Annotated in this window: 22 protein-coding genes and 2 pseudogenes; 14 read left to right on the top strand and 10 right to left on the bottom strand. The window is 68.9% G+C overall.

What is annotated here, in order from left to right:
• Positions 1–43: 43 nt before the first annotated feature.
• On the bottom strand, positions 44–742 hold the full coding sequence (locus JWQ81_RS14915) for a class I SAM-dependent methyltransferase (protein ID WP_297541784.1): 699 nt from the start codon (positions 740–742) through the stop codon (positions 44–46).
• Between the two features lie 10 nt (positions 743–752).
• Here JWQ81_RS14915 and JWQ81_RS14910 point away from each other — a divergent pair, with 10 nt between their 5' ends.
• The 3 genes from JWQ81_RS14910 (at position 753) to JWQ81_RS14900 (ending at position 1,747) form a co-directional block, all read left to right on the top strand.
• A complete protein-coding gene (locus JWQ81_RS14910) occupies positions 753–971 on the top strand; it encodes a hypothetical protein (protein ID WP_297541782.1) in 219 nt (72 codons plus the stop codon).
• A gap of 101 nt (positions 972–1,072) precedes the next feature.
• On the top strand, positions 1,073–1,357 hold the full coding sequence (locus JWQ81_RS14905) for a prolyl oligopeptidase family serine peptidase (protein ID WP_297541780.1): 285 nt from the start codon (positions 1,073–1,075) through the stop codon (positions 1,355–1,357).
• Positions 1,358–1,396: 39 nt separating this feature from the next.
• Positions 1,397–1,747: an MmcQ/YjbR family DNA-binding protein gene (locus tag JWQ81_RS14900; RefSeq protein WP_297541778.1), complete on the top strand. Its 351-nt coding sequence runs from the start codon at positions 1,397–1,399 to the stop codon at positions 1,745–1,747.
• 61 nt (positions 1,748–1,808) lie between these two features.
• Here JWQ81_RS14900 and bla read toward each other — a convergent pair whose 3' ends face one another.
• The 4 genes from bla to JWQ81_RS14880 all read right to left on the bottom strand — a co-directional run bounded on the left by bla (position 1,809) and on the right by JWQ81_RS14880 (position 4,768).
• Entirely contained in the window at positions 1,809–2,726 is a 918-nt protein-coding gene (bla, locus tag JWQ81_RS14895) for a class A beta-lactamase (RefSeq protein ID WP_297541776.1), read from the bottom strand.
• Positions 2,727–2,835: 109 nt separating this feature from the next.
• Positions 2,836–4,224 carry an alkaline phosphatase family protein gene (locus JWQ81_RS14890; protein WP_297541775.1) on the bottom strand — a complete coding sequence of 463 codons (1,389 nt, stop codon included), beginning with the start codon at positions 4,222–4,224 and terminating at the stop codon, positions 2,836–2,838.
• Between the two features lie 97 nt (positions 4,225–4,321).
• Positions 4,322–4,471, bottom strand: coding sequence for a hypothetical protein (locus JWQ81_RS14885; protein ID WP_297541773.1), 150 nt, complete (start codon positions 4,469–4,471; stop codon positions 4,322–4,324).
• A 153-nt stretch (positions 4,472–4,624) separates the two neighbouring features.
• Positions 4,625–4,768 carry a hypothetical protein gene (locus JWQ81_RS14880; protein ID WP_297541771.1) on the bottom strand — a complete coding sequence of 48 codons (144 nt, stop codon included), beginning with the start codon at positions 4,766–4,768 and terminating at the stop codon, positions 4,625–4,627.
• On the opposite strand from JWQ81_RS14880, the gene JWQ81_RS14875 reads away from it, so the two are divergent.
• Positions 4,767–6,113 (top strand): hypothetical protein, encoded by a 1,347-nt coding sequence (locus tag JWQ81_RS14875; RefSeq protein ID WP_297541770.1) that lies wholly within the window; start codon positions 4,767–4,769, stop codon positions 6,111–6,113. The genes JWQ81_RS14880 and JWQ81_RS14875 overlap by 2 nt on opposite strands.
• 134 nt (positions 6,114–6,247) lie before the next feature.
• Positions 6,248–6,544 (top strand): annotated as a pseudogene (locus JWQ81_RS14870) (macro domain-containing protein); the annotation flags it as partial.
• Positions 6,545–6,631: 87 nt separating this feature from the next.
• Here the strand turns inward: JWQ81_RS14870 and JWQ81_RS14865 are convergent.
• The 3 genes from JWQ81_RS14865 to JWQ81_RS14855 form a co-directional block, all read right to left on the bottom strand.
• Positions 6,632–7,906 (bottom strand): trypsin-like peptidase domain-containing protein, encoded by a 1,275-nt coding sequence (locus tag JWQ81_RS14865; RefSeq protein ID WP_297541768.1) that lies wholly within the window; start codon positions 7,904–7,906, stop codon positions 6,632–6,634.
• Between the two features lie 265 nt (positions 7,907–8,171).
• Complete coding sequence (locus JWQ81_RS14860) at positions 8,172–8,996, bottom strand: thioredoxin domain-containing protein (protein WP_297541766.1); 825 nt, start codon at positions 8,994–8,996, stop codon at positions 8,172–8,174.
• Between the two features lie 5 nt (positions 8,997–9,001).
• Complete coding sequence (locus tag JWQ81_RS14855; RefSeq protein WP_297541821.1) at positions 9,002–9,517, bottom strand: MauE/DoxX family redox-associated membrane protein; 516 nt, start codon at positions 9,515–9,517, stop codon at positions 9,002–9,004.
• A 92-nt stretch (positions 9,518–9,609) separates the two neighbouring features.
• Here JWQ81_RS14855 and JWQ81_RS14850 point away from each other — a divergent pair, with 92 nt between their 5' ends.
• The 9 genes from JWQ81_RS14850 (at position 9,610) to JWQ81_RS14810 (ending at position 19,822) form a co-directional block, all read left to right on the top strand.
• The gene (locus tag JWQ81_RS14850; RefSeq protein WP_297541764.1) at positions 9,610–10,437 is read left to right on the top strand and encodes a glutamate ABC transporter substrate-binding protein; all 828 of its coding nucleotides are present in this window, start codon (positions 9,610–9,612) and stop codon (positions 10,435–10,437) included.
• On the top strand, positions 10,437–12,863 hold the full coding sequence (gene hrpB, locus JWQ81_RS14845; protein WP_297541819.1) for an ATP-dependent helicase HrpB: 2,427 nt from the start codon (positions 10,437–10,439) through the stop codon (positions 12,861–12,863). Before JWQ81_RS14850 ends, hrpB begins: the two co-directional genes overlap by 1 nt.
• A gap of 347 nt (positions 12,864–13,210) precedes the next feature.
• Positions 13,211–15,379 carry a methyl-accepting chemotaxis protein gene (locus tag JWQ81_RS14840; RefSeq protein ID WP_297541762.1) on the top strand — a complete coding sequence of 723 codons (2,169 nt, stop codon included), beginning with the start codon at positions 13,211–13,213 and terminating at the stop codon, positions 15,377–15,379.
• A gap of 1 nt (position 15,380) precedes the next feature.
• On the top strand, positions 15,381–16,556 hold the full coding sequence (gene pgsB, locus JWQ81_RS14835; RefSeq protein WP_297541760.1) for a poly-gamma-glutamate synthase PgsB: 1,176 nt from the start codon (positions 15,381–15,383) through the stop codon (positions 16,554–16,556).
• The gene (locus JWQ81_RS14830) at positions 16,553–17,035 is read left to right on the top strand and encodes a poly-gamma-glutamate biosynthesis protein PgsC/CapC (RefSeq protein ID WP_297541758.1); all 483 of its coding nucleotides are present in this window, start codon (positions 16,553–16,555) and stop codon (positions 17,033–17,035) included. Before pgsB ends, JWQ81_RS14830 begins: the two co-directional genes overlap by 4 nt.
• A gap of 13 nt (positions 17,036–17,048) precedes the next feature.
• Complete coding sequence (locus tag JWQ81_RS14825; RefSeq protein WP_297541755.1) at positions 17,049–18,005, top strand: NlpC/P60 family protein; 957 nt, start codon at positions 17,049–17,051, stop codon at positions 18,003–18,005.
• Positions 18,006–18,101: 96 nt separating this feature from the next.
• Positions 18,102–19,028: an ABC transporter ATP-binding protein gene (locus tag JWQ81_RS14820; protein WP_297541753.1), complete on the top strand. Its 927-nt coding sequence runs from the start codon at positions 18,102–18,104 to the stop codon at positions 19,026–19,028.
• Between the two features lie 5 nt (positions 19,029–19,033).
• Positions 19,034–19,246, top strand: coding sequence for a hypothetical protein (locus JWQ81_RS14815; protein ID WP_297541751.1), 213 nt, complete (start codon positions 19,034–19,036; stop codon positions 19,244–19,246).
• Positions 19,247–19,822, top strand: a complete 576-nt coding sequence (locus tag JWQ81_RS14810) for an ABC transporter permease subunit (RefSeq protein ID WP_366942290.1) — start codon at positions 19,247–19,249, stop codon at positions 19,820–19,822. It begins immediately after the preceding gene.
• Positions 19,823–19,911: 89 nt separating this feature from the next.
• Here the strand turns inward: JWQ81_RS14810 and JWQ81_RS14805 are convergent.
• Together JWQ81_RS14805 and JWQ81_RS14800 are read right to left on the bottom strand one after the other, a co-directional pair.
• A pseudogene (locus tag JWQ81_RS14805) lies at positions 19,912–20,232 on the bottom strand (response regulator transcription factor); the annotation flags it as partial.
• A gap of 13 nt (positions 20,233–20,245) precedes the next feature.
• Positions 20,246–20,959, bottom strand: coding sequence for a dienelactone hydrolase family protein (locus tag JWQ81_RS14800; protein WP_297541749.1), 714 nt, complete (start codon positions 20,957–20,959; stop codon positions 20,246–20,248).
• Position 20,960 lies beyond the last annotated feature (1 nt).

Below are 20,960 nucleotides of genomic sequence, written 5' to 3'. Positions count from 1 at the left end.
TCTTTCCAGCGCGCCTCCACCCGGTGCCAATCGAGATTCGACGTCAGCTCTGGCTGACGAGCAGGTAGCGCTCGTCGGAAATCCGGTGTCCCCACAACCGCGGGTCGGCGAGAAGTCGGACGGTTGCCTGGTCGCGGTGCACGCCGACCAGTTCTCGGCACCGGGCGGCGGTGATTCCGCTGCCGTCGGGCCAGTGGCCTTCGATGAGAACGAGACGACCCTCTGGTCGCAGCAGCCGTATCCACCGACCGAGAACGGCTTCCGGGTCGTCGAGCGCCCACAGCACGTGGCGCGAGAGCACTACGTCGAATGACGCGGGTTCGAACGGCGGGAACGCGGCGTCGCCCTGCCGCAGGTCCGCGGCGACTCCGGCGGCAGCCATCTTGGCGTTCGCCGCGGCGACCATCGCGTCGGAGAGGTCCACGCCCTGAACGTCATAACCGGCCTCTGCCAGCAGAAGCGCGATGGTTCCCGTGCCGCACCCGAGATCGGCCACGCGCCCGGGCGGCGATGCCAGCGCCGGCAGCAGGACGTCCGCCCACGCCGCGCGGACGTCCGGGCTCCGCAGCCCGTGGTCAGGTTCCTCGTCGAACGTGGCGGCTTGCGTGTCCCAGTACTGCCGTGCGTCTTCGGCCATGCTGACCAGCATGAGGGATAACGCACGGCAGCTGACCGAGGAGCTGGTTACCGACGGCCGCATCCCCGTAACCCCGGTGATCTCCCCCGACAGACGATAGGTCACCTTCGGGATCGTGACGGTCGGGCAGACGCCCGAACTGCCCACCGACGAGCTGTGGATCGCGACAGTCGACGGGACCGCACGGCCGCGAAAGCTGACCACGGGCTCGGCCCCGCGATGGACGTCCGACTCGGCGTGGATCTACTTCCTGTCGGATCGCTTGGACAACGGAACCTCGCAGCTGCAACGGATTCGGCCCGTCGGCGGTGACGTGGAAGCCCTCACGGCCTGACGGCCATGAGTTCGCCGTGCGCGTGGCAGGCGCCGTCGGCCTCGACGAGTGGACCGACATTCTCGCCGGGATCGACCTGCTGATCGCCGACGGCGTCGCCGATGCGGACCGGCTGGGAAGGATCCGGCCCGCACCGGCACGACCAGCTCAGTCCGATCTCGTTCGCGTCGAAGATCCGCACGCCGGTGTTGATCGTCCACGGCGAGCGCGACGCCAACGTCCCGATCGCACAGGCGGAGTTCTTCCACCGCGCGCCGCGCCGGTTCGGCGTCGAGCACGAGTACGTCGTCTATCCCCGCGAAGGTCACTCGATCCGGGAGCGCGATCACCAACTGGACCTGCTCCGCCGGACCCGCGCGTGGTTCGACCGATGGTTGTCGAAGTAGACACACTTATACTGTCCGTTCCGACGTTTGGGGACTGCGGTGACCGTAGGTAGCGAAGAGTTCTTCCGGATCGTGGACGCGCTCGTCGACGTCGAACGCGCGGTGAGCGAGCGGTTCACCTCGTTCGCCGTGCACAACAAGCGGTTCGGTTACTACTGGCCGCGCACGCAGACCGTCGGCCTGAAGCAGACCATCACAGAGCAGCTGGCACTCGTCGCCGAGCGGCCGGACATCTTCGAGGAGCAGTTCACGTCCGGCGGTTTCGGCTGGGTCGTCGTCCACCTGTCCGGCATCGAAGCCGACGAACTGGCCGAGTTGGTCTTCGAGGCCTGGCGCCTGACCGCCCCCGAAGACCTGGTCGCCGCCGTGCCCGACCCCGCCGCCCGCTGACCCTCCCGTCCAGGGAGGCACTTTTGTACTTTTGTGCCCTGCAACTCGACGGCGAGTTGCGTTAGGCAGGCGAGAGGGCGGCGGCGACGATCGCGGCGGCGCTGGCCACGGTCGCGGAACCAGCGGTGGACGCCCGGTCGTTCGGCGAGGTGTAGACGGCGATGAGGAGCGGCGCGCGGCCGGGCGGCCACACGACGGCGAGGTCGTCCACCTCGCCCTGAGCGCCACTGCCGGTCTTGTCGCCCACCTGCCAACCCACCGGGAGCCCGGCCCGGATCAGCTTCCCGCCGGTCGCGCAAGCCTTCATCCAGCCGACGAGCAGGTCACGGCCGGCCGGGTCCAGCCCGTTGCCGAGCGCCAGAGCACGCAGGTCAGTGGCCATCGCCGCGGGCGTCGAGGTGTCCCGCTCGTCACCGGGGGCGGTCACGTTGAGGTCGGGTTCGAGCCGGTCCATCCGAGTGATCGGGTCGCCGAGCGTTCGAACGAACGCCGTCATGGCCGTCGGGCCGCCCAGAAGCTCTACCAGCAGGTTCGCCGCGGTGTTGTCGCTCACGGTCAGCGCCGCCTGACACAGCTCGGACACCGTCATCCCGTCAGCGACGTGCTGGGAGGTCACCGGCGCGTACGACAGCAACTTCGAGCGGTCGTAATGGATCACGCGGTCCAGCAAGCCCGGCTGCCGGGCGCTCAGCCGGAGGATCGCCGACACCGCGAGCGCCTTGTGTGTCGAGCACATCAGGAACCGCTCGTCCGCGCGATGCCGCACCGCGGTGCCGTCGCCGGTGTCCACGGCGTACACCCCCAGCCGCCCGCCGAACTTGGTCTCCAACGCGGCCAGTGCCGCCTCGGCGGAGACCACGCGAGCAGGGACAGTCGTCGTCGAGGGCGGTGGCGCCGCGGCAGGCGTCCGATCCGGTGCGCAGCCGACGAGGACGGCCGAAGGGCCACCGAGCATGAGCGTGCGGCGAGAGAGTCTCATGATCACCAGCTAACCGACCGCCGGCCCCTGCCGTCAAAAACACCCGGACGAGCTCGGTGATGGAACGGTCAGCAGGCTCGGTTTCTGAGCAACCGGACGCTGTGAGCAGCTAAGAAAGCCTCGCGATGTAGTGCTGGAAGTCGGCGTTGGTGTGCAGGTCAGCCGGGAGACGCGGGTTCTCCTCGCCGACGGCCTCGGTGAGCAACGCTGCGTGGACATACTGAAGGTGTGAAACCTGCGCCGCCATCGCGGCCGGGATCGCCGGAGGTGTCGGCGCGGTGACCCCGGCCAGCGGGTCGTCGGTTCGTGCGGTGGTCAGGGTCAGCGCGGCGCCGACGTCCGGGGCCACGGCGTCGCGGCGGGTCAGCGCGGGGACCGACCAGCGGCGTTCGACGGTGGCCAGGATGCTGGTGTGGTCCAACGGCGTCGTGCCGTCCGGCACGCGGAACACGGTGCCGGCCTCGATCAGCGGGCTGACCAGCACCGTTGGCACCCGCGGCCCGAACCGGGCGAAGTCGAACCCGGACTCCCCGACCGTGTCGTCCGGCCCGACCGCGCCCCAGGGCGGCGGCACGTGGTCGTAACAACCGCCGTGCTCGTCGTAAGTAATGATCAGGAGCGTCGCCGCCCACTTCGGCCCGTCCTTCACCGCCCGGTAGACGTCGAGCAGCAGTTGTTCGCCCAGCGCGACGTTGTAGTTCGGGTGCTGGCTGTTGCCGGTGGAGCTCCAGCTGGGCTCGAGGAACGCGTACGCCGGCAGGATGCCGGCCGCGGCGTCGGCTTTGAAGTTGGCGAACCGGCCGATATGGCTCAGCGGCGCGGCGGAGGTGTCGGGGAAATCGAGCCGGGTCAACGGAGACGCCGTGTCGCCGTAGATCTTCCACGGGACGCCGTGTGCGCTGAGCTTGTCGAAAATACTGGGCACGGTGAACGACTTCGTCTTGTCGTCGAGATGGCCCTGGCTGGTACCCGCGCAGGCGAATGCCCGGTTGGGCATCGTCATCGTCGGCACCGAACAGAACCAGTGGTCGCACACGGCGAACCCGCGGGCCAGCGCGCTCAGCACTGGCAGCGTTTGCGGGGTGTAACAACCCATGATCATGTCCGGAGTGGTGCCGGGGACGACGTACCAGCCCTTGGTGTGGTTGGCTTTGATCGCGACGGCGTAGTCGGTGACGAACCCGGTCATCGACGCCACCGCCCCAGCCGCGGGCGCCTTTTTCGAGCCGTAGAGCTGGTTGTTGGTCGCGGCGTAGCCCTCCCCCGGGTCCGCGCCCGGCATGAAATACGCGTCGGCCGTCTCGGTGGTAATCGGGAACACCGACACCGGCTTCCCGTCCACACCCTGGCAATTTTCTTGCCCAGTAAGCCCTTCGAACGCGTGGCCGCGCGGCGACACGTTGCCGGTGTCCTGGTAGAGGTAGCCCAGCATGTGGTCCATGGACCGGTTCTCGAGCATCATCACGACGACGTGCTCGACCGCGTCAAGTCCGCTCATCGCGCTCCCCACTCACCACAGCCAGGCCAATTACTGTGACCCCTCGCCGACGCATCCGACAGGATGTCGACCCGGTTGGCCTAACCCCGGCACCTTGTCAAGAACGAACTTTCTCCTTCTCGACCTTCGCGAAGGTATGCGCCGGGGCACCACCGGCCTTCGCCGCCGCCATGCCGCGGAAATAGAACACATCGCAGCGGGCCAGCATCATCGCGAGGTTGAGGAAGATATTCGCTTCGGTGATCATCAGCCACGCCAGCAGATAAATCCGTTCCCTTGAAGAAGAACGGGATGATCAGCAGTGCGGTCACCAACGGCCGGAACATCCGGAACGGACCGACCTTCCGGCGGCCGATATCGCTCTCCAACGCGATGGTGACAATAATTAGGTCGCCGTGGTTCAGCGGACCACACCGCGTACGCCGAGCTCGCCCTCGACATGCGCGGCTGGTGATACCGGGTCACCCGCTCGACGGCGGCCGCGCTGATCATCGCTGAGGTAGTGTTGCCCTCCCGCCGCCAGGGATTCTGGAGGTGTACCCATGATCCGTTCCTCGGCCTTGCTGGGTCTGGTGGCGCTGGCTGCCACGGGCCTGGTCGGCGTACCGGCGCAAGCCGCGACGAACGTGACCGTGTCGATCAGCTCGGCGAGCAACGGCCACGTCGGCCAGGGATTCGCCGGCTTCAGTTACGAGAAGGACCGCGTCGGCGCCGGCATGTTCGACCCTGCCGACGGCAACCTGGTCAAGTTGTTCCGGTTGCTCGGGCCGAGCAGCCTGCGCATCGGCGGCAACCTCGTAGACATCGTGAACTGGAACCCGGCGGGCGCGGGCGGTTCGGCCGCCGAAGTCGCGCCTCCGGACGTCACCAAGCTGGCCGCCTTTGTGAAGGCGACGGGGTGGAAGGTGATCTACGGGATCAACCTGAAGACCAACACGGCGGCGAACGCGGCCAACGAAGCGCAGGTCGCGGCGAAGGTGCTGGGCAGCAGCCTGGAGGCGTTCGAGATCGGCAACGAGCCGAACTTCTACAACACCGAGGCCACCTACGAGACCGCGTACGAGTCCTACGAGGGCGCGATCAGGGCGAAGGTGCCCGGGGCCGTGTTCGACGGTCCCGGCGCCACGAACGGGCAGCGGGCGTGGCTGACTCCTTTTGCCACCAAGGAGAAGGCCAACGGCCTCGGCATACTGACGATGCACAGTTACATCGGCGACCAGACCACCGGCACGATCGCCGGGATGCTCGCGTCGAACAGCTCGGGCATCTACGACGCCGACCAGACCGCGCTGGGCGCCACGAAGACCGCCCAGCAGATCCCGCAGTGGCGGATGAGCGAGGCCAACTCGTACTACCACGGCGGAACGCCCGGGGTGAGCAACGTCGAGGCGGCTTCGCTCTGGACGCTGGACTTCATGTACGGCATCGCCGCGCACAACGGTGACGGCGTCAACTTCCACGGCGGCACCTCGACGCAGTTCCCGCTGGAATACTCGCCGATCGCGTACTCCGGCCTGACCCCGACGGGCGTGCAGGGCGTGTACTACGGCGAGCTGCTGTGGAAGCTGGCCGGCACGGGCTCGCTGCATGCGGCGACGGTGTCCGGCGCGAGCAGCGTCAGCTCGTGGGGCATCGGCAACAACGTGGTGCTCAACAACAAGGGCACGTCGGCGGTCACCGTCAACGTCACCCTGAAGTCGGCGGCGTATGGCGCCGGCCAATACACGTTGACGGCCCCGGCTATCGACTCGACGTCGATCACCATCGCCGGTTCCGGCGTGAACGCGAGCGGCACGTTCACGCCGTCGCCGAAGGCGCTGCACGTGAGCGGCAAGCACGTCACCGTCACCATCCCCGCCGGCAGCGCCACCCTGGTCGTCACGCACTAACGCACACGAACGTGGGACTCACGGCAGCGGCACACCCGCTCCGCGAGTCCCACGCTCAAGTGCGCGAGTCCCACGTTCAGGCCGCCGAAATCCACGTTCACGGCGTCCGCTGTCGCCCTATGCTGAGCCCCGCCTGGGTCGTCCACACCGTCGGCCCGGTGTGGTCCGACGACGAGGACCGCTCATCGCTCCTGGCCGACTGCCACCGCAACTCCCTGCAGGTGGCCGCCGAACTCGGCGCCAAGACCGTCGCGTTCCCGGCGATCTCCACCGGCATCTACCGCTGGCCAGTGCGCTCGGCCGCGGAGATCGCGCTGACCACGGTCCGCGAAGCCCTGACTGCGGAATCGACCATCACCCTGGTCCGATTCGTCCTCTACGACCAGGATGCCCACGACGTCTTCGCCACCGTCGCCGCGAAGCCCGCCTAGTCCGCGATCAGCAGGTTGCGCCCGCTTCGGACTCGTGACTGTTCCAGCCGGTTCTAACCGGCTGGAACGTTCACGAGCCACGCTGGGTCAGCCGACGGGGCCGGTGGCCAGTGGCACGGTCGCGGTGTGCGCCTGGCCCTGCTGGTCGGTCCAGCCCAGCGTCACCTTGTCGCCGGGGTGGTGCCGGTCCATCGCGGTGGTCAGCGCGTTGGCCGAAGCCACCGGCTGCCCATCCAACGTGGTGACGACGTCGCCTTCGGCAAGCCCGGCCTGCTCGGCGGGACCGCCTGAGAGGACCTTCCCGATCGCGACGCCGGAGCCGCCCGCGTTGCCCACCGAAACACCGAGGATCGCGGTTTCGCCGAGGTGGACGGTGGCCGAGGCCGTTCCGGACTCGATCTGGTGCGCGATGGACAGCGCCTGGTTGATCGGGATCGCGAAGCCCTGCGCGGCGGTCCCGCTGCCGCCACTGCCGCTGTTCCCACCGTTGCCGCCCCGCTGCCCAAGTTGGTAGCTCGTCGACGCCGCGGTGTCCATCCCGACGACCTGTCCGGCCGCGTTCACCAGCGCGCCACCGGAGTCACCCGGCTGGATGTCCGCCGCGATCTGGATCAGCCCGGCGAGCTGCTCCGCGGTGCCGGCGGAGTCGTCGGTGGCGGTAATGGACTTGCCCAGCCCGGTCACCTGTCCCGGGGCGACGCTCGGGGCACCCCCGGCCCCACCCGCGTTGCCCACGCCCGCGATCTGGTCGCCCACCGCGACCTTGCCGGAGTCACCGATGGGCGCGGTGGCCAGGCCGGAAGCATTCGACAGCTTCAGCACGGCGACGTCTTCTGTCCGGTCGTAACCGACGACTGTGGCGTCATACGTCTGCCCGTTGCCGATATCCGTGACCGAGATCTTCGTCGCGCCCTCGACGACGTGGTTGTTGGTCAGGATCTCGCCGTCCGCGGTCAGCACGATGCCCGTGCCCGCGCCACGTCCGTTCTGCAGGCCGAGCTCGGTGTTGACGTCGACCAGCCCGGGGACCACCTTCTGCACCGCCGCCGACGGGTCGGCCGAGCCGCTCGGGGTGTTCCAGATCTGCTGGACGCCACCGCCGGCCTGCCGGGAACTCCCCGCGGCGCCAAACGATCCGTGCCCGGAACCGAGCGACCAGCCGAGGAAACCGGCGCCGAGCACGAGGGCGAGCCCGGTCGCACCGAGCGCGAGGCCCAGGTTGCGGCCGAAACGCGGCCGCGGCGGAGGCGGCGGTGTCGGGTACCCGCCCGGCTGCCAGCCGTACTGACCGCTGTACTGGTAACCCGGCCAGGGGCTGCCACTCTGCGGCCCGGCCTGACCCTGCTGTTCGTGCTCGTTCATGTCTGTCGACTCCCCTTGGCCACCCGGCTGTTCGCTTTCCAGCACACCTCAGGTTCCTGAGAAGGACCTATGCGCAACCGTCCAATTCGCTGATAAACGCACCGGATCCGATCGCTCTACCCGAAAACCGCGAGTACGGCGGCGGCCGCATGTGGCCGTCCGCGGCACTGCTGTGGCTGATTCCGTTCGTGCTGGCGGGCAAGGGCGGCCGTGTAGCGACCACCCCGCCCGCTCCCAACCTGACTGAGCCAGACCGCGAAACGACCTAAGCCGCGCCTCCGGCTATCACCTGCTGGAGCCAGGTCGCATCCGTTGTGTTGAGGATCTTGCCGTTCGCCACGACCGTCGGCGTCGCAAAGCCGGTGCCCTGCGAGCTGGTGGTCTGCAGCGCCGGGTTCTTCGCGGCCTGGTTGAACGCATCGTCGATCTGCTGGTTGTACGTGCTGCCGTTGATCGCCGCGGCGAACTTCGGATCGGTGATGCCGAGGTCCTTGCCGAGCTGGATCAGCTGCCCCTTGTCGTACCCGCGCTTGCCCTCTTCGGGCTGGTGGGCGAACAACGCGTCGTGGAACACGGTGAACTTGCCCGCGTCGGCCGCGGCCAGGGCGGCGTTCGCGGAGTCCAGAGAGTAGCCCGCCGGGTCGGAGTTGTTGTTCAGCAGGTCGACCATGTGCCAGTTCACCTTGAGCTGGCCGGCGTTGATCGCCTGGTTGATCTGCGCGCCGTAGTTCGACTGGAGCTGACCGCAGAAGGGACAGAGGAAGTCGGCGTAGATGTCGATCGACGCCTTCGCGGACGGCTTGCCGGTCGTGACGACCACGCCGTTGCGGGTCTCGACCACGCCGGCCGCGGGGGCAGTGATGCCGGCCGTGCCGATGGCGGTGCCTTCGGTCGCGTTCTTCGACGCGTTCGTCCAGACGACCCCGCCGATCACCACCGCGGCGAGCACCACCACGCCGATGACGATCGCGATGATCTTCTTCCGGTCGCCGCTGCCCCTCGCCTGCGCCACGGCACGCGACGCCGGCGTGCGACGGCTCGCCGTCTGTTGCTGGCGACGCTTCCGAGCGTTGCGTTCAGCTCCACCCACCTCGATCAGTTTCCTTCCATCACGTCAACGTGAACGTCATCGGTGTCATCGGCACTGTCCGCAACCGGCCGGTTCGGTCGGAGCCATCCGTCGAGAGAGAACCACGTCCGCGGCCGCACGATCAGCCAGACCGCGAGCAATCCGAACCCGGTGTCCCTGGCGATCTCCTGCGGATACTGCGTCTGACCTGCAGCTACATGACCGCCGCCGCCGAAGCAGCCGCAGTCGATGCTCAGCCCGCGCGCCCAGGACTGGGCGATCGCGGCGATCAGCACCAGCAGGAGCAGGACCGACACCACCGCCACGATCCGCTTGCCGAGGCCGACCAGCAGGAACACGCCGAGCGCGAGTTCGAGTAGCGGCAGCGCGGTGGCCACCGGCCGGACGAGGCCGTCAGGCAGGACGTCGTAGGCTCGCACGGCAATGAACGTCTGGCCCGAGTCGCTGATCTTCAGTGCACCGGAGACCAGCCAAACGGCGGCCAGTCCCAGCCGGGCGAGGGTGCCGACGGTGTCGAGCACGCGTGGAGGCGGATGAGGCACCTGCTTAGGCTAACCAGCAGACCTGAGAAAACCGTGAGGTCAACCCGGTAGGGGACTCGAAGGAGGGGCGGATGCGCTTTCGCAGGCTGGCGAGCCTCGCCACCGTCGCGCTGCTCCTCGTTTCCTGCTCGTCGACGGCGTCGGACTCGGATGCCCTGGTCGTGCGCGCGAAAAACCGCGGTCACCTGACCATCGGTATCCGCTTCGACCAGCCCGGGCTGTCGCAACGCACCATCGACGGCCGGTTCGTGGGCTTCGACGTCGATGTCGCCAAGTACGTCGCGAACGAGCTGGGCGTGGACGCCGCTGAGATCACCTGGCACGAGAGCACCTCGGCTTCCCGCGAGACCGACATCACCTCGGGCGCGGTCGACATCGTGGTCGCGGCGTACTCGATCACCGACAAGCGCAAGCAGCTGGTCTCGTTCGCCGGCCCGTACTTCGTCACCGGCCAGGACCTGTTGGTGCGGCTGACCTCGACGGACATCACCGGGCCGGACAGCCTGAACGGCAAGAAGCTGTGTTCGGTCACCGGCTCGACCTCCGCGCAGCAGGTCAAGGACCATTTCGCCCAGGCCGTGCAGCTCGTCGAATACCCCCGGTACCCCGACTGCGTCACGGCGTTGCTGGCCGGCCAGGTCGACGCCGTCACGACCGACGCGGCGATCCTCGCCGGGTACGTCACGCAGGATCCGGAGCTGCTGCGGATCGTCGGCAAGCCGTTCTCCACCGAGCGCTACGGGATCGGCCTGCGCAAGGGCGACACCCAGGGCCAGGCCGCGCTCGGCACCGCGATCAAGAAGATGATCAGCAGCGGCGCCTGGAAAGACTCGCTCACCCGCAACATCGGGCCGTCGGGCTACAAGCTTCCCCCGCCGCCCGAAGTCACCGAACAGTGATCGGGCTGCCCGACCTGCCCATTCGCGCGGTTCTCGGTGAACTCACCGCGGAGCTGGACGTCCACGGCACCGCCGTGCTGGTCGCGCCGCCGGGCACCGGGAAGACCACGCTCGTGCCGCTCGCGCTGGCCGAGCACGCGCCGGGCCGAATCGTGGTGGCCGAGCCGCGGCGCCTCGCCGCCCGGGCCGCGGCAGCCAGGATGGCGTCCATCCTCGGCGAACGGGTCGGCGAGACGGTCGGCTATTCGGTGCGTGGCGACCGCAAGGTCTCGGCCGCCACCAGGATCGAGGTCGTGACGTCCGGCCTGCTCGTGCGTCGCGTGCAAGGGGACCCGGAGCTGCCGGGGGTGTCGACGGTGCTGCTGGACGAGTGCCACGAACGCCATCTCGACGCCGACCTGCTGTTGGCGTTGCTGCTCGACGTCCGCGGTGGCCTGCGGGAAGACCTGCGGCTGCTGGCGACGTCGGCGACGGTGGCCTCCGGGCGGCTCGCGACGTTGCTGGGCGACGCGCCGGTCATCACCGCCGAAGCCCGGACGTACCCCGTCGAGATCTCGTACCACCCGCCTTCCCGCGGAGAGCGCCTGGAAGCGACGGTCGCCCGGACTGTCCACACCGCACTGTCGCAAGTGGATGGTGACCTGTTGGTCTTCCTCCCCGGAGCCGGGGAAATCGCGCGGGTCGGCGGGATGTTGTCCGGACTGGGCAGCGTCGACGTCTTCCCACTGCACGGCAGGCTCAGTGCCGAAAGGCAGGATGCCGCGCTGCGGACCGGGCCGAGGCGGCGGGTGGTCCTTTCGACGGCCGTCGCCGAGTCGAGCCTGACCGTGCCGGGTGTCCGCGCGGTGGTCGACTCCGGCGTCGCCCGGGTGCCGCGGGTCGACCACCGACGGGGCCTGCCGGGGCTGGCCACCGTCCGGGTCTCCGCGGCGGTGGCCGACCAACGCGCCGGGCGGGCCGGGCGGGAGGCGCCGGGATCGGTCTTCCGGTGCTGGTACCAGCATGAACAGGCGAGCCTGCCCGCGTACCCCGAGCCCGAGATCCGCACGGCGGAGCTGTCGCGGCTGGCGCTGGAACTGGCCTGCTGGTCCACTCCGGACGGCTCCGGGCTTTCGTGGTGGGATCCGCCGGGCGAGGGCCCGCTGGCAGCCGGTCGCGCGCTGCTCGTCACCCTTGGCGCCACCGACGAGAGCGGCACAGTCACCGCGCGCGGCCGTCGGATAGCGGCGTTGGGCCTGCATCCGCGGCTGGCGCGCGCCCTGCTCGACGGCGCGGACGAAGTCGGCGCACGGACCGCCGCCGAAGTTGTCGCCCTGCTGGACACGGGCGCGTCGCTGACCGATGTGGACGCCGAGCTGCGCCGCCTGCGGACCGTGACCGACGAGACGTCACGTCGCTGGCGTACCGATACGAAACGGCTCGCCGACCTGGTCAAACGCGGTTCCGCCACGGGATCGGGGGACGCCGCGTTCGTCGTCGCCCTCGCCCACCCGGAACGCCTCGCCCGGCAGCGCACGCCGGGCTCACCGGTGTATCTGATGGCGGGGGGCACCGCCGCCGAACTCCCGCCGGGCAGCGGGCTAGGCGACACCGAGTGGCTCGCGGTGGCCGAAGCGACCCGTGATTCCGGCCGGGTCAACGGGACCATCCGGCTCGCCGCCCGGGCGGACCTCGCGCTGGCCGTCCGGGCCGCGCCGAACCTGGTGTCGGAAGCCGACGAGGTGAGCTGGAGCGGAGGCGACCTCATCGCCCGGTCCGTCCGCAAACTGGGCGCGATCGTCCTGTCCGAGCGATCCCTGCGTAACCCCGACGCGTCGGCGGTCCGAGCCGCGTTGATCGACGGCTTGCGGGATCGGGGGTTGGGGCTGCTGCGGTGGAGCCAGGACGGCGGGCGGCTCCGGCAGCGCATGGCGTTCCTGCACCGGGTACTCGGCGAACCGTGGCCCGCTGTCGACGACGACGCGTTGTTGTCCGGTTTGGACCGCTGGCTCGAGCCGGAGCTGTCGAAAGCCCGCCGCGCGGCCGATCTCGGCAAGATCGACGGCGGCCACGCGATCCGGCGACTGCTGCCGTGGCCCGCCGCGACCGCCTTCGACGACCTCGCCCCCGACCGGATCGAGGTGCCATCGGGCTCGCACGTCAAGGTGGATTACACCGCCGACGAGCCAGTGCTGGCGGTGAAACTGCAGGAGACGTTCGGGTGGCAGGCGACCCCGCGCGTCGCCGGTGGCCGAGTGCCGGTTGTACTGCACCTGCTCTCCCCCGCCGGACGTCCCGCCGCTGTCACCGCCGACCTCGAGTCGTTCTGGCACAACGGCTATCTCGCCGTCCGCGCCGACCTCCGCGGCCGCTACCCGAAACACCCGTGGCCGGAGGACCCGACATCCGCCAGCCCGACCAAACGCCTCAAACCCCGCGGTACGTAACGACTCGCCCTTTCGCGACGGCGGCTTTCACGAAACGTCACATCGCTGCCGAGTTGTGGTGGCGATACGACTTGCCCTTTCGCGCGCAGAAAAAACTCCGGAAATAGGCGCAAGAATTCGAGGAAAGGAAAAGGTGGGTCAGCCCTACGGAGGCGACAGCAGGGCCGAGAGGGACAACCACCCGCCGGCGAACTGCGTCACCTTGCCCCTTGTCAGCCTGCTGCAGATAGTTGTAGCGTCTCGATGCGAGCGACCAATTGCGCTCCGTCACCAGAAATAGAGTCACGAGCCGGTATTCGCGACCCTATTCAAACAAACCCGAAAGGCCTGGGCCCAGGGTGAATGGTTTGAAGAAACACGCCCGCGGCAGGGCGCCAATCGACCTGCCGGACCAACTGGCCGAGGCCGGCTTCCCGAGTGGAGCCGGCGTCGGCTCCCTCACTGGTTTTGTCCTGCTCCTTTTCATCACTGCCTTCACGGCGTTGTACCTCGTCACCACCGGGCCGCTGTCGCTGTTCGGCCCCACTCCACCGTCGAAGGCGGTACCCGGGGGAGTCGCCGAGCTGCAGCGCCGGACGACGACGTCGCTCGCACAGGCCGTGGCGACAGCCGTCACCGGCAACACCGGCGAGCTCCGGGTGGCCGTCTCCTCCGGCGTCCTCGACACCGCGGACACTCCCACGGTGGTCCGGACGCTGAGCAAGGCCTACCCGGTCTGGCGGAGCATCGCCGTGGTGGACACGCGGACGCAAAAAGCGCTCGCCCAGTGCGGGGACCCGATGCCTTACCAAGGGCTGCTCGGCGGTTCCGGCGGAAACGTGACGGTACAGGCGGTCGCCCGGGCCGACGGCCTGACGATGGTGCTCACCGCCGCGCCGCTGTCCGGCTCTCGCGCCGGGCAGCTGCTCGTCGCCGCGACCGCTCTGCGTGCGGTGTCGGCGCAGCTCGACGCCGACCAGCACCAGAACCTGCGGCTGGTCACCGCCGGCGGCAAGGTTCTCGAAACCCACGGAGACGAGCCCGCGAAGGACGACCCCGGCACCCGCGGCCTGGTGAGCCAGGCTGTTTCCGCGGCGGCGGCCGGGCAGGACGGCGTACTGATCGGCCCGACCCAGGGCACCATCGCACCGGTGGTCTCCTATGCGCCGGTCACAGCGGGCGACATCGCCGGGTCGCTTGGCCTTTCCCTGGTCTCGGTGAGCCAGGTACCACTCGAACCCTTGCCCGCACGGTATCCGGGGTTGCTGCCGGCAGCGGCCCTGCTCGTCTTGGCGGCCGGCAGCACGTTCCTGCTGCGGAAGGTCGTCGTCACCCCGATCCGGCAGTTGCGCGCGGACGCCCTCGCCGTCGCCTCCCACCGGCTGGACGACGTGGTCCGCCGATCGCGGACCAGCGAAGTGCGGCGGGCGGCCAAGGCCCTCGAAGTCGTCCGGATCCGGCTGCGCCACGGAAAACCCCTTGTCCGAAGACAAAACCGAGGAGTATCGGCCCACCTGGTGGTAGCTCTGGTATCCCTCGCCCTGCTCGGCTGGTCCGCCACCGTCGCGCTGACGCTCGGCATGCACGGGACGGCGATCTCACCGACGCTGGTCAGCAACCACGACCTGCGCGTCACCCATTCGGCCGACACGGTGCAGCGCAGTCTGGACCAGGGCCTGTACGAACTGCGCGAGGTCGCCCGGCTCGGCGAGGGCAAGACGCCCGGACGGCTCAGCACGATGCTGGGCGAGCTCACTGCCGGAAAGACGCGGTTTCGCAGCGTTTATCTCACCGACGCCAACGGCAAAGTCACCCTGAACAGCGGCCGGGACCCGTTCCGCGACCAGCGGACGCTGCCGAACGGCGAAGGGATCCGGCAGGACAACACGAGCGGACGACTCCCGGTGGTCTTCGCCTACGAAGGCATGCCCGACGGGCAGACGCTGATCGGGGAATTCGACGTCACGTGGATGGCGACGCTGCTGAAGCCCGCCGGCGGCCGCGTCCGGCTGGTCGACGACGGCTACCGCACGATCGCCGACACCCAGGGCTATCTGGCTTTCGCCGTGCTCCCCGAAGGCCCGGCCCGGGACGAGGTCGCGCTGGCACTCGCGGGCGACGACGCGAAGGAAACGACCGATTCGGCCGTGATCGGCGCGCACGGGCTAACCGATCCGGGTGGCGCGGCGAACCTCCATTGGGCGGTCGTGGCGGAACAGCCGATCAACGCGCTCGACGCGGCCGGCACAGCCGAACGCGACGGCGGTCGAGTGGCAGCGCTGCTGACCGCTGTCGTCGCGATTCTGTTGTACGGCTGGCATTTCCTGCTGGTGCTGCGGCCGCTACGCCGCGTCGCGCTGGCCGCTCAAGCGATCGCGGACGGTGATCTCACCTCGGTGGGCTATCCACAGCGTCAGGACGAGATCGGCACGATCGCTTCCTGCCTCGAGCTGTGCCGCCGTGCGCTGCTCGGCCAGGACGTTCCCGCGGACAGCACTCGCCTTCCCTGCCTCATCGGCACAGACAACGAGGTCTGACGTGCTTTTCCTCTACTGGACGCTGCTCGTGTCCGCACTGGCGATGTTCACCGCCGGCCTGCTGGAGCAACGCCGCCACTACCGGAACCTGCGCATCATCCCGGTTCGGGTGCTGGTCAACGGCATCCGCGGGAAAAGCTCGATCACCCGCCTCTGCGCTGGCGCGCTCCGCGGCGGCGGACTCGTCACCACGGCAAAGACCACCGGTACGGCAGCGCGGTTCATCCATCCCGACGGCACCGAAGAACCGGTGTACCGCAAGTTCGACATCGCCAACGTCGTCGAGCAGATCGGGATCGTCCGCCGCGCGGCCGCCTACCGGCCGGACGCGCTGGTCATGGAGTGCATGGCCGTACTGCCCGACCTGCAGGAGATCAACCAGAGCAAGCTGATCCAGGCCACCATCGGCGTGCTCTGCAACGTCCGCGAGGACCACCTCGCCGAAATGGGCCCCACCCTCGACGACGTCGCCCGCTCACTGTGCCGCTCGATGCCCGTCGGCGGCGTCTGCGTCACCGCCGAGGTCGAACGGCTGCCCATCCTGCGGCAGGAGGCCGCCAAGCGGAACTGCGAGCTGATCGCCGTCGACCCCGAAGCGGTCACCGACGAGGAGATGCGGCGCTTCGGCTGGATCACCTTCAAGGAGAACGTCGCGATCGCCCTCACGGTCGCCGCGCTGCTGAACGTCGACAGGGGGTCCGCGCTGGCCGGAATGTGGGCCGCCCCACCGGATCCGGGCGTTCTCCGCGTGCACCACTACCAGGCCGGACGGCAGCGGCTCCGGTTCGCCAACGTGTTCGCCGCGAACGACCCCGCGTCGACCCTGATGAACATCGACCGGCTGCGCGGTCAGGGCGCGATCGCCGATCCGCTGCACGTGGTGATCAACTGCCGGCCGGATCGGACCGAACGCAACGGGCAGATGGGCGCCCTCATCCCGAAAATCGCCCCGGAGCGGGTCGTGCTGATCGGCGAGCCGACCCGCAGCGCGCGGGTCGCCATCCCCGGCGACTGGCACGGCAAGGTGCTCGACCTCGGTGGCACGCGGACAGCGAAGGACGTGGTGCGGGGGATCATCGACGGGATCGGCCCGGAAGCGTCGGTGGTGGCGATCGGCAACATCCACGGTCAGGGCGAACTCCTCATCGCGGAGCTGGCGAAGCTGGGCGCGGCGTGATCACCACGCAACTGGCTCCGGAGATCGCGACCGTGGGGCTGGCCGTCGGGTTGCTGCTGTCACTGGTCTGCTACCTGACCACGAACCTGTCCCCCGGCGGCATGATCACGCCCGGCTGGATCGCGCTGACCATGGTCGAGGACTTCCGCCGAGCGGCGATCATCGTGCTGATGACCACGCTGACGTACTTGGGCACCAAGGGTTTGCAGCGCGTGGTGATCCTCTACGGCAAGCGGTTGTTCGCCGCCGTCGTATTGCTCGGGGTGCTGCTCCAGACGTCGTTGCTGGTGTTCGTGCAAACCGATTTCCCACTGCTGCTGGCACACGAAACGCTCGGTTTTGTCGTACCGGGGCTGATCGCCTACCAGTTGGTACGCCAGCGGCCGGTCGCGACGCTGCTGGCGACCGGTGGGGTCAGTGCGGTGAGTTACGCGATCCTGATCAGCGGCGTGCTGGTCGGGCTGGTCCCGACAATCTGAAACCGAGGTGAGTATGAACAAGCGACGACTGCTGCGGATAACCGCGCTGACACTGGTGATCGGCCTTTCGGGTGCCGGCACGGTCCGGTTCGCCGGGCAGGACACGGCCGCGGCGACGGTCTCCTCCGTCTCCGCGATCGGCAGCGCGACCTCGGCCCCGCCTGCCTACACCTTCGACAGGTTGGCGAATCCCGCGCGGACACAGGTCCGCGACAGCTCGGACGCGCTGGTCGCGACGTTCACCGACGGCTCGCGGACGGCCGTGGTCACCGGTCAGGCCAGGACCTTCCGAGAGCCGAAGGCCACCGCGTCGACGGTCACCACGACGACGTCGGTCCGGCTCGCACCGCGCGTCTGGAATCAGCACGAGGAGACGGCGGACTGGTTTCAGCCTTGGCTGGAGAAGACCAGAACCAGCACCAAACCGGACATCCTGGCCATCGCCATGCAGTACCTCGACGGCGCCCGGGTGGTCAAGAACGACAAGAAACTACGCATCGCGGGCGATGCCGCCTTCGGGAACGCGGACTTCACCGACTACCTCGGCATCGCGTGGGACTTCCCGGACGGCCAGCACGAGAACGCCGACCCCGGCCGCTACGGGTCGGTCGACGACCCCGGTTTCATCCGCCTGGTCTACGGCTATCGCGGCGGATATCCACTGCGCGGAGAGAACACGGGCGGCGGTCTGCCGCGGTCCGCGGCGGCGATGTCCCAAACCGGCACTCCGGTGATTTCCGCAGCCGGACGGCAGGCCACGGAACACACCCGGCTGCAGCCCGGCGACCTGGTGTTCTTTGACTCGCGCACCGAGCCGCAGGTCGGGATCTACCTCGGCGTCGACAGCGAGGGCCACCACCGGGTGTTGTCCAGCCGCGCGGCCGCCGGTGGCCCCACCTTCGGCGATCTGGGCGGAAAGTCCATCTTGGACAGTGGTGGCCTGGTTCTCCGCTCCGCCGAACGCCTCTGACCCCTGACGAAAGTCAGGGGTCAGCCTGGTCCGAAGACCGATGTCCGCTGACCCCCGCCGGCCGCAGACTTCTCCCAGTCGAACATTGGGGAGAAGATGATCACGCTTCAAGGACTGACCAAGCGCTACGGCGAAAAGACCGTCGTCAACGACCTGACCTTCCGCGTCGAGCCGGGCCAGGTCACCGGCTTCCTCGGGCCCAACGGCGCGGGCAAGTCGACCACCATGCGGATGGTGCTCGGGCTCGACCGGCCGACCTCGGGCCGGGTACTCCTCGACGGGAAACCGTACGCCGAACTGCCGCATCCGCTGTGGGAAGTCGGTGCGCTGCTGGAAGCCAAGGCGCTGCATCCCGGCCGCAGCGCGGGCAAGCACCTGCTCGCGATGGCCCGCAGCAACGGGATCCCCGCGCGCCGGGTCGAGGAAGTGCTCGCGACCGTCGGGCTGACGGACGTCGCGGGCAAACGCGCGGGGCAGTTCTCGCTCGGCATGGGCCAGCGGCTCGGGATCGCCGGCGCGCTGCTGGGCGATCCGCGGGTGCTGATGTTCGACGAGCCGGTGAACGGGCTCGACCCGGACGGCGTGCGCTGGGTACGGCAGCTGATGCGCTCGCTGGCGGCCGAAGGGCGGACGGTGTTCGTATCGAGTCACCTGATGAGCGAAATGCAGCTGACCGCGGACCAACTGGTCGTCATCGGCAAGGGAAAGCTGCTCGCCGACGCCTCCATCGACGAGTTCATCGCCGGTCACTCCCGAAGCGGGGTGTCGGTCCGCCTACCCCGGCGAGGTGATTTCGACGCGCTGAGCAGGAGGTTGTCCGAGCGCGGTGTCACCGTCGAGCCCGGCGCTGAGGACGAGCTGATCGCCCACGGCACGACCGTGGCCAGTGTCGGCGACCTCGCGTACGAGCTCGGCGTCCGGTTACACGGTCTCACCGAGCAGACGGCGTCGCTGGAACAGGCGTACATGGAGTTGACCGCCGGCTCGGTCGAGTACGGCGTCTCGCACAAGGCAGGGGTGTGAAGGTCATGACCTACCAGACGACTGACCGCCATGGCGGCCTGCGCGGCGCCATCGCGGCGGAATCGACGAAGCTGTTCTCCGTCCGCTCGACCTGGGCCGGCCTGATCAGTGCGACCGTGGTCGTGCTCGCGTTCAGCGGGGTCTTGGGGACCGCGGCTCACCAGCCGCAACAGCGGCCACTGTCCGCCGCCGGGATGAGCGTGTCAGCGGTGTTCTAACTGGCGCAGTTCGTCGTCATCGCGATGGCGACGCTGGTCATCACCAGTGAGTACACGAGCGGCAGCATCCGGGCGTCACTGCAGTGGGTCCCGGTGCGCAATCGTTTGCTTCTGGCGAAAGGCGCCGTACTGGTGCCGGTGTTGTTCGCGCTCGGGTTCGTGTTGTTCGCGCTCGGCACGGGGCTCGCCGCCGTGGTGAAGGGCGACCACGGCCCGAGCACGTCGATCGGGACCGCGCTCTCGATGGCGGTCGCGACGGGCGGCTACTTCGCGCTGCTCGGGCTGTTCTGCCTCGGGATCGGCTCCGCCCTGCGGAGCACCGCCGCCTCGATCGTCACCATGATCGTGCTGATCGTCATGCTGCCCCTGCTGTCCGCGTCGGCGATCTCGGCGAAGGTCGTCGACTACTTCCCCGGGTTCGCCGGGGTCAACGCCATGACGCCGACCGGCGAAGCGAACCCGGTCTTCGGCACCTTCTCGCCCTACCCGCACTGGGTCGGCCTGCTCATCTGCGCGGCCTGGACCGCCGCCGCTCTGCTCGCCGGCGTCACCGTCCTCCGCCGCCGCGACGCCTGATCCCGTCACGTCCAAAGACCCCTCGGGGCCACCCTGATGGCGTTCAAAGCCACAAGGGTGGCCCCGAGGGGGCTCCGCAACCGCTCCGCTCAGCCGACCAGACCTGCCTCGTAGGCTGTGATCGCGGCCTGGACCCGGTTCTTCACCCCGAGCCTGCCGAGAATCGCGCTGACGTAAGCCTTGACCGTCCCCTCGACGACAAACAGCCGACGCGCGATGTCCGCATTGGACAGTCCGCTTCCCAGCAACGCCAGCACTTCCCGCTCACGCTCGGTCAGTGCGGCGATCAGCTCGCGGGCAGCGGTGGCGCGGCTGAGGCGGCCGCCGGACAGTTGCGCGATCACCCGCTGCGCCACCTTCGGCGACAGGAACGCGGCTCCGCCGGCCACCGCGTGGATGCCGGCGAGCAGACGAAAGTAAGGACTACTTCGCCGTCGTGACGCGGATGAACTCCAGGGCTTGCGGCCACGAGATGGCGTACGCCTCGGCGTTGATCGGGTTGGCCTGCCGGGTGCTGCCCGAGAAGCCGTGCTCGGCGTTCGGATAGACGTGGATGATACTGGCGCCCTTTTCCCGCGAGTTGAGCGCGGTTTGGAGGCGCTCGAAGCTCTCCTTCGACACCAGCGTGTCGGCACCGGGGTAGAGCATCATCACCGGCGCGGTGATCCGGGCGGTGTACTCGGCGGCGTCGAGGTCGTGGTTCGGCGCCGGCGGGATCGTCACGGTCGGGTGATAGGCGACGACGTTGGCGACCCGCTCGTCGCTACCGGCGAGAAGGAGGGCGAAGCGCCCGCCGAGGCACCAGCCGATGACTCCGGCCTTGGCACAGTCCAGCTCGCCGAGCAGGTGGTCCAGCAGCTCGCCCTGTTCCCGGAGAGCGACGGCGTCATCGAACGCGCGGTACAGCGCCATGAGCTGCTCGAACGAGTGACTGTCCGCGCTCGGGCCGTGGAACGGATCCCAGGTCAGCGCGGTGACACCGGTCCGGGCGATGGTGTCGGCGAACTCGCGGACCTGCTCGCCGATGCCGGTGATCATCGGCAGCAGCACCATGCCGGCCGCGGAGCCTCCCACCGGACGCGCCAGATAAGCGGACAGGTCGCCCACGGCGACTGTGGAAGTCTCGATCTCAGCCATG

The organism is Amycolatopsis sp., assembly GCF_025464955.1.
GTDB lineage: Bacteria > Actinomycetota > Actinomycetes > Mycobacteriales > Pseudonocardiaceae > Amycolatopsis.
The sequence above is the reverse complement of the archived record's forward strand: the minus strand, read 5'-3'. Positions and strand labels throughout refer to the sequence as shown.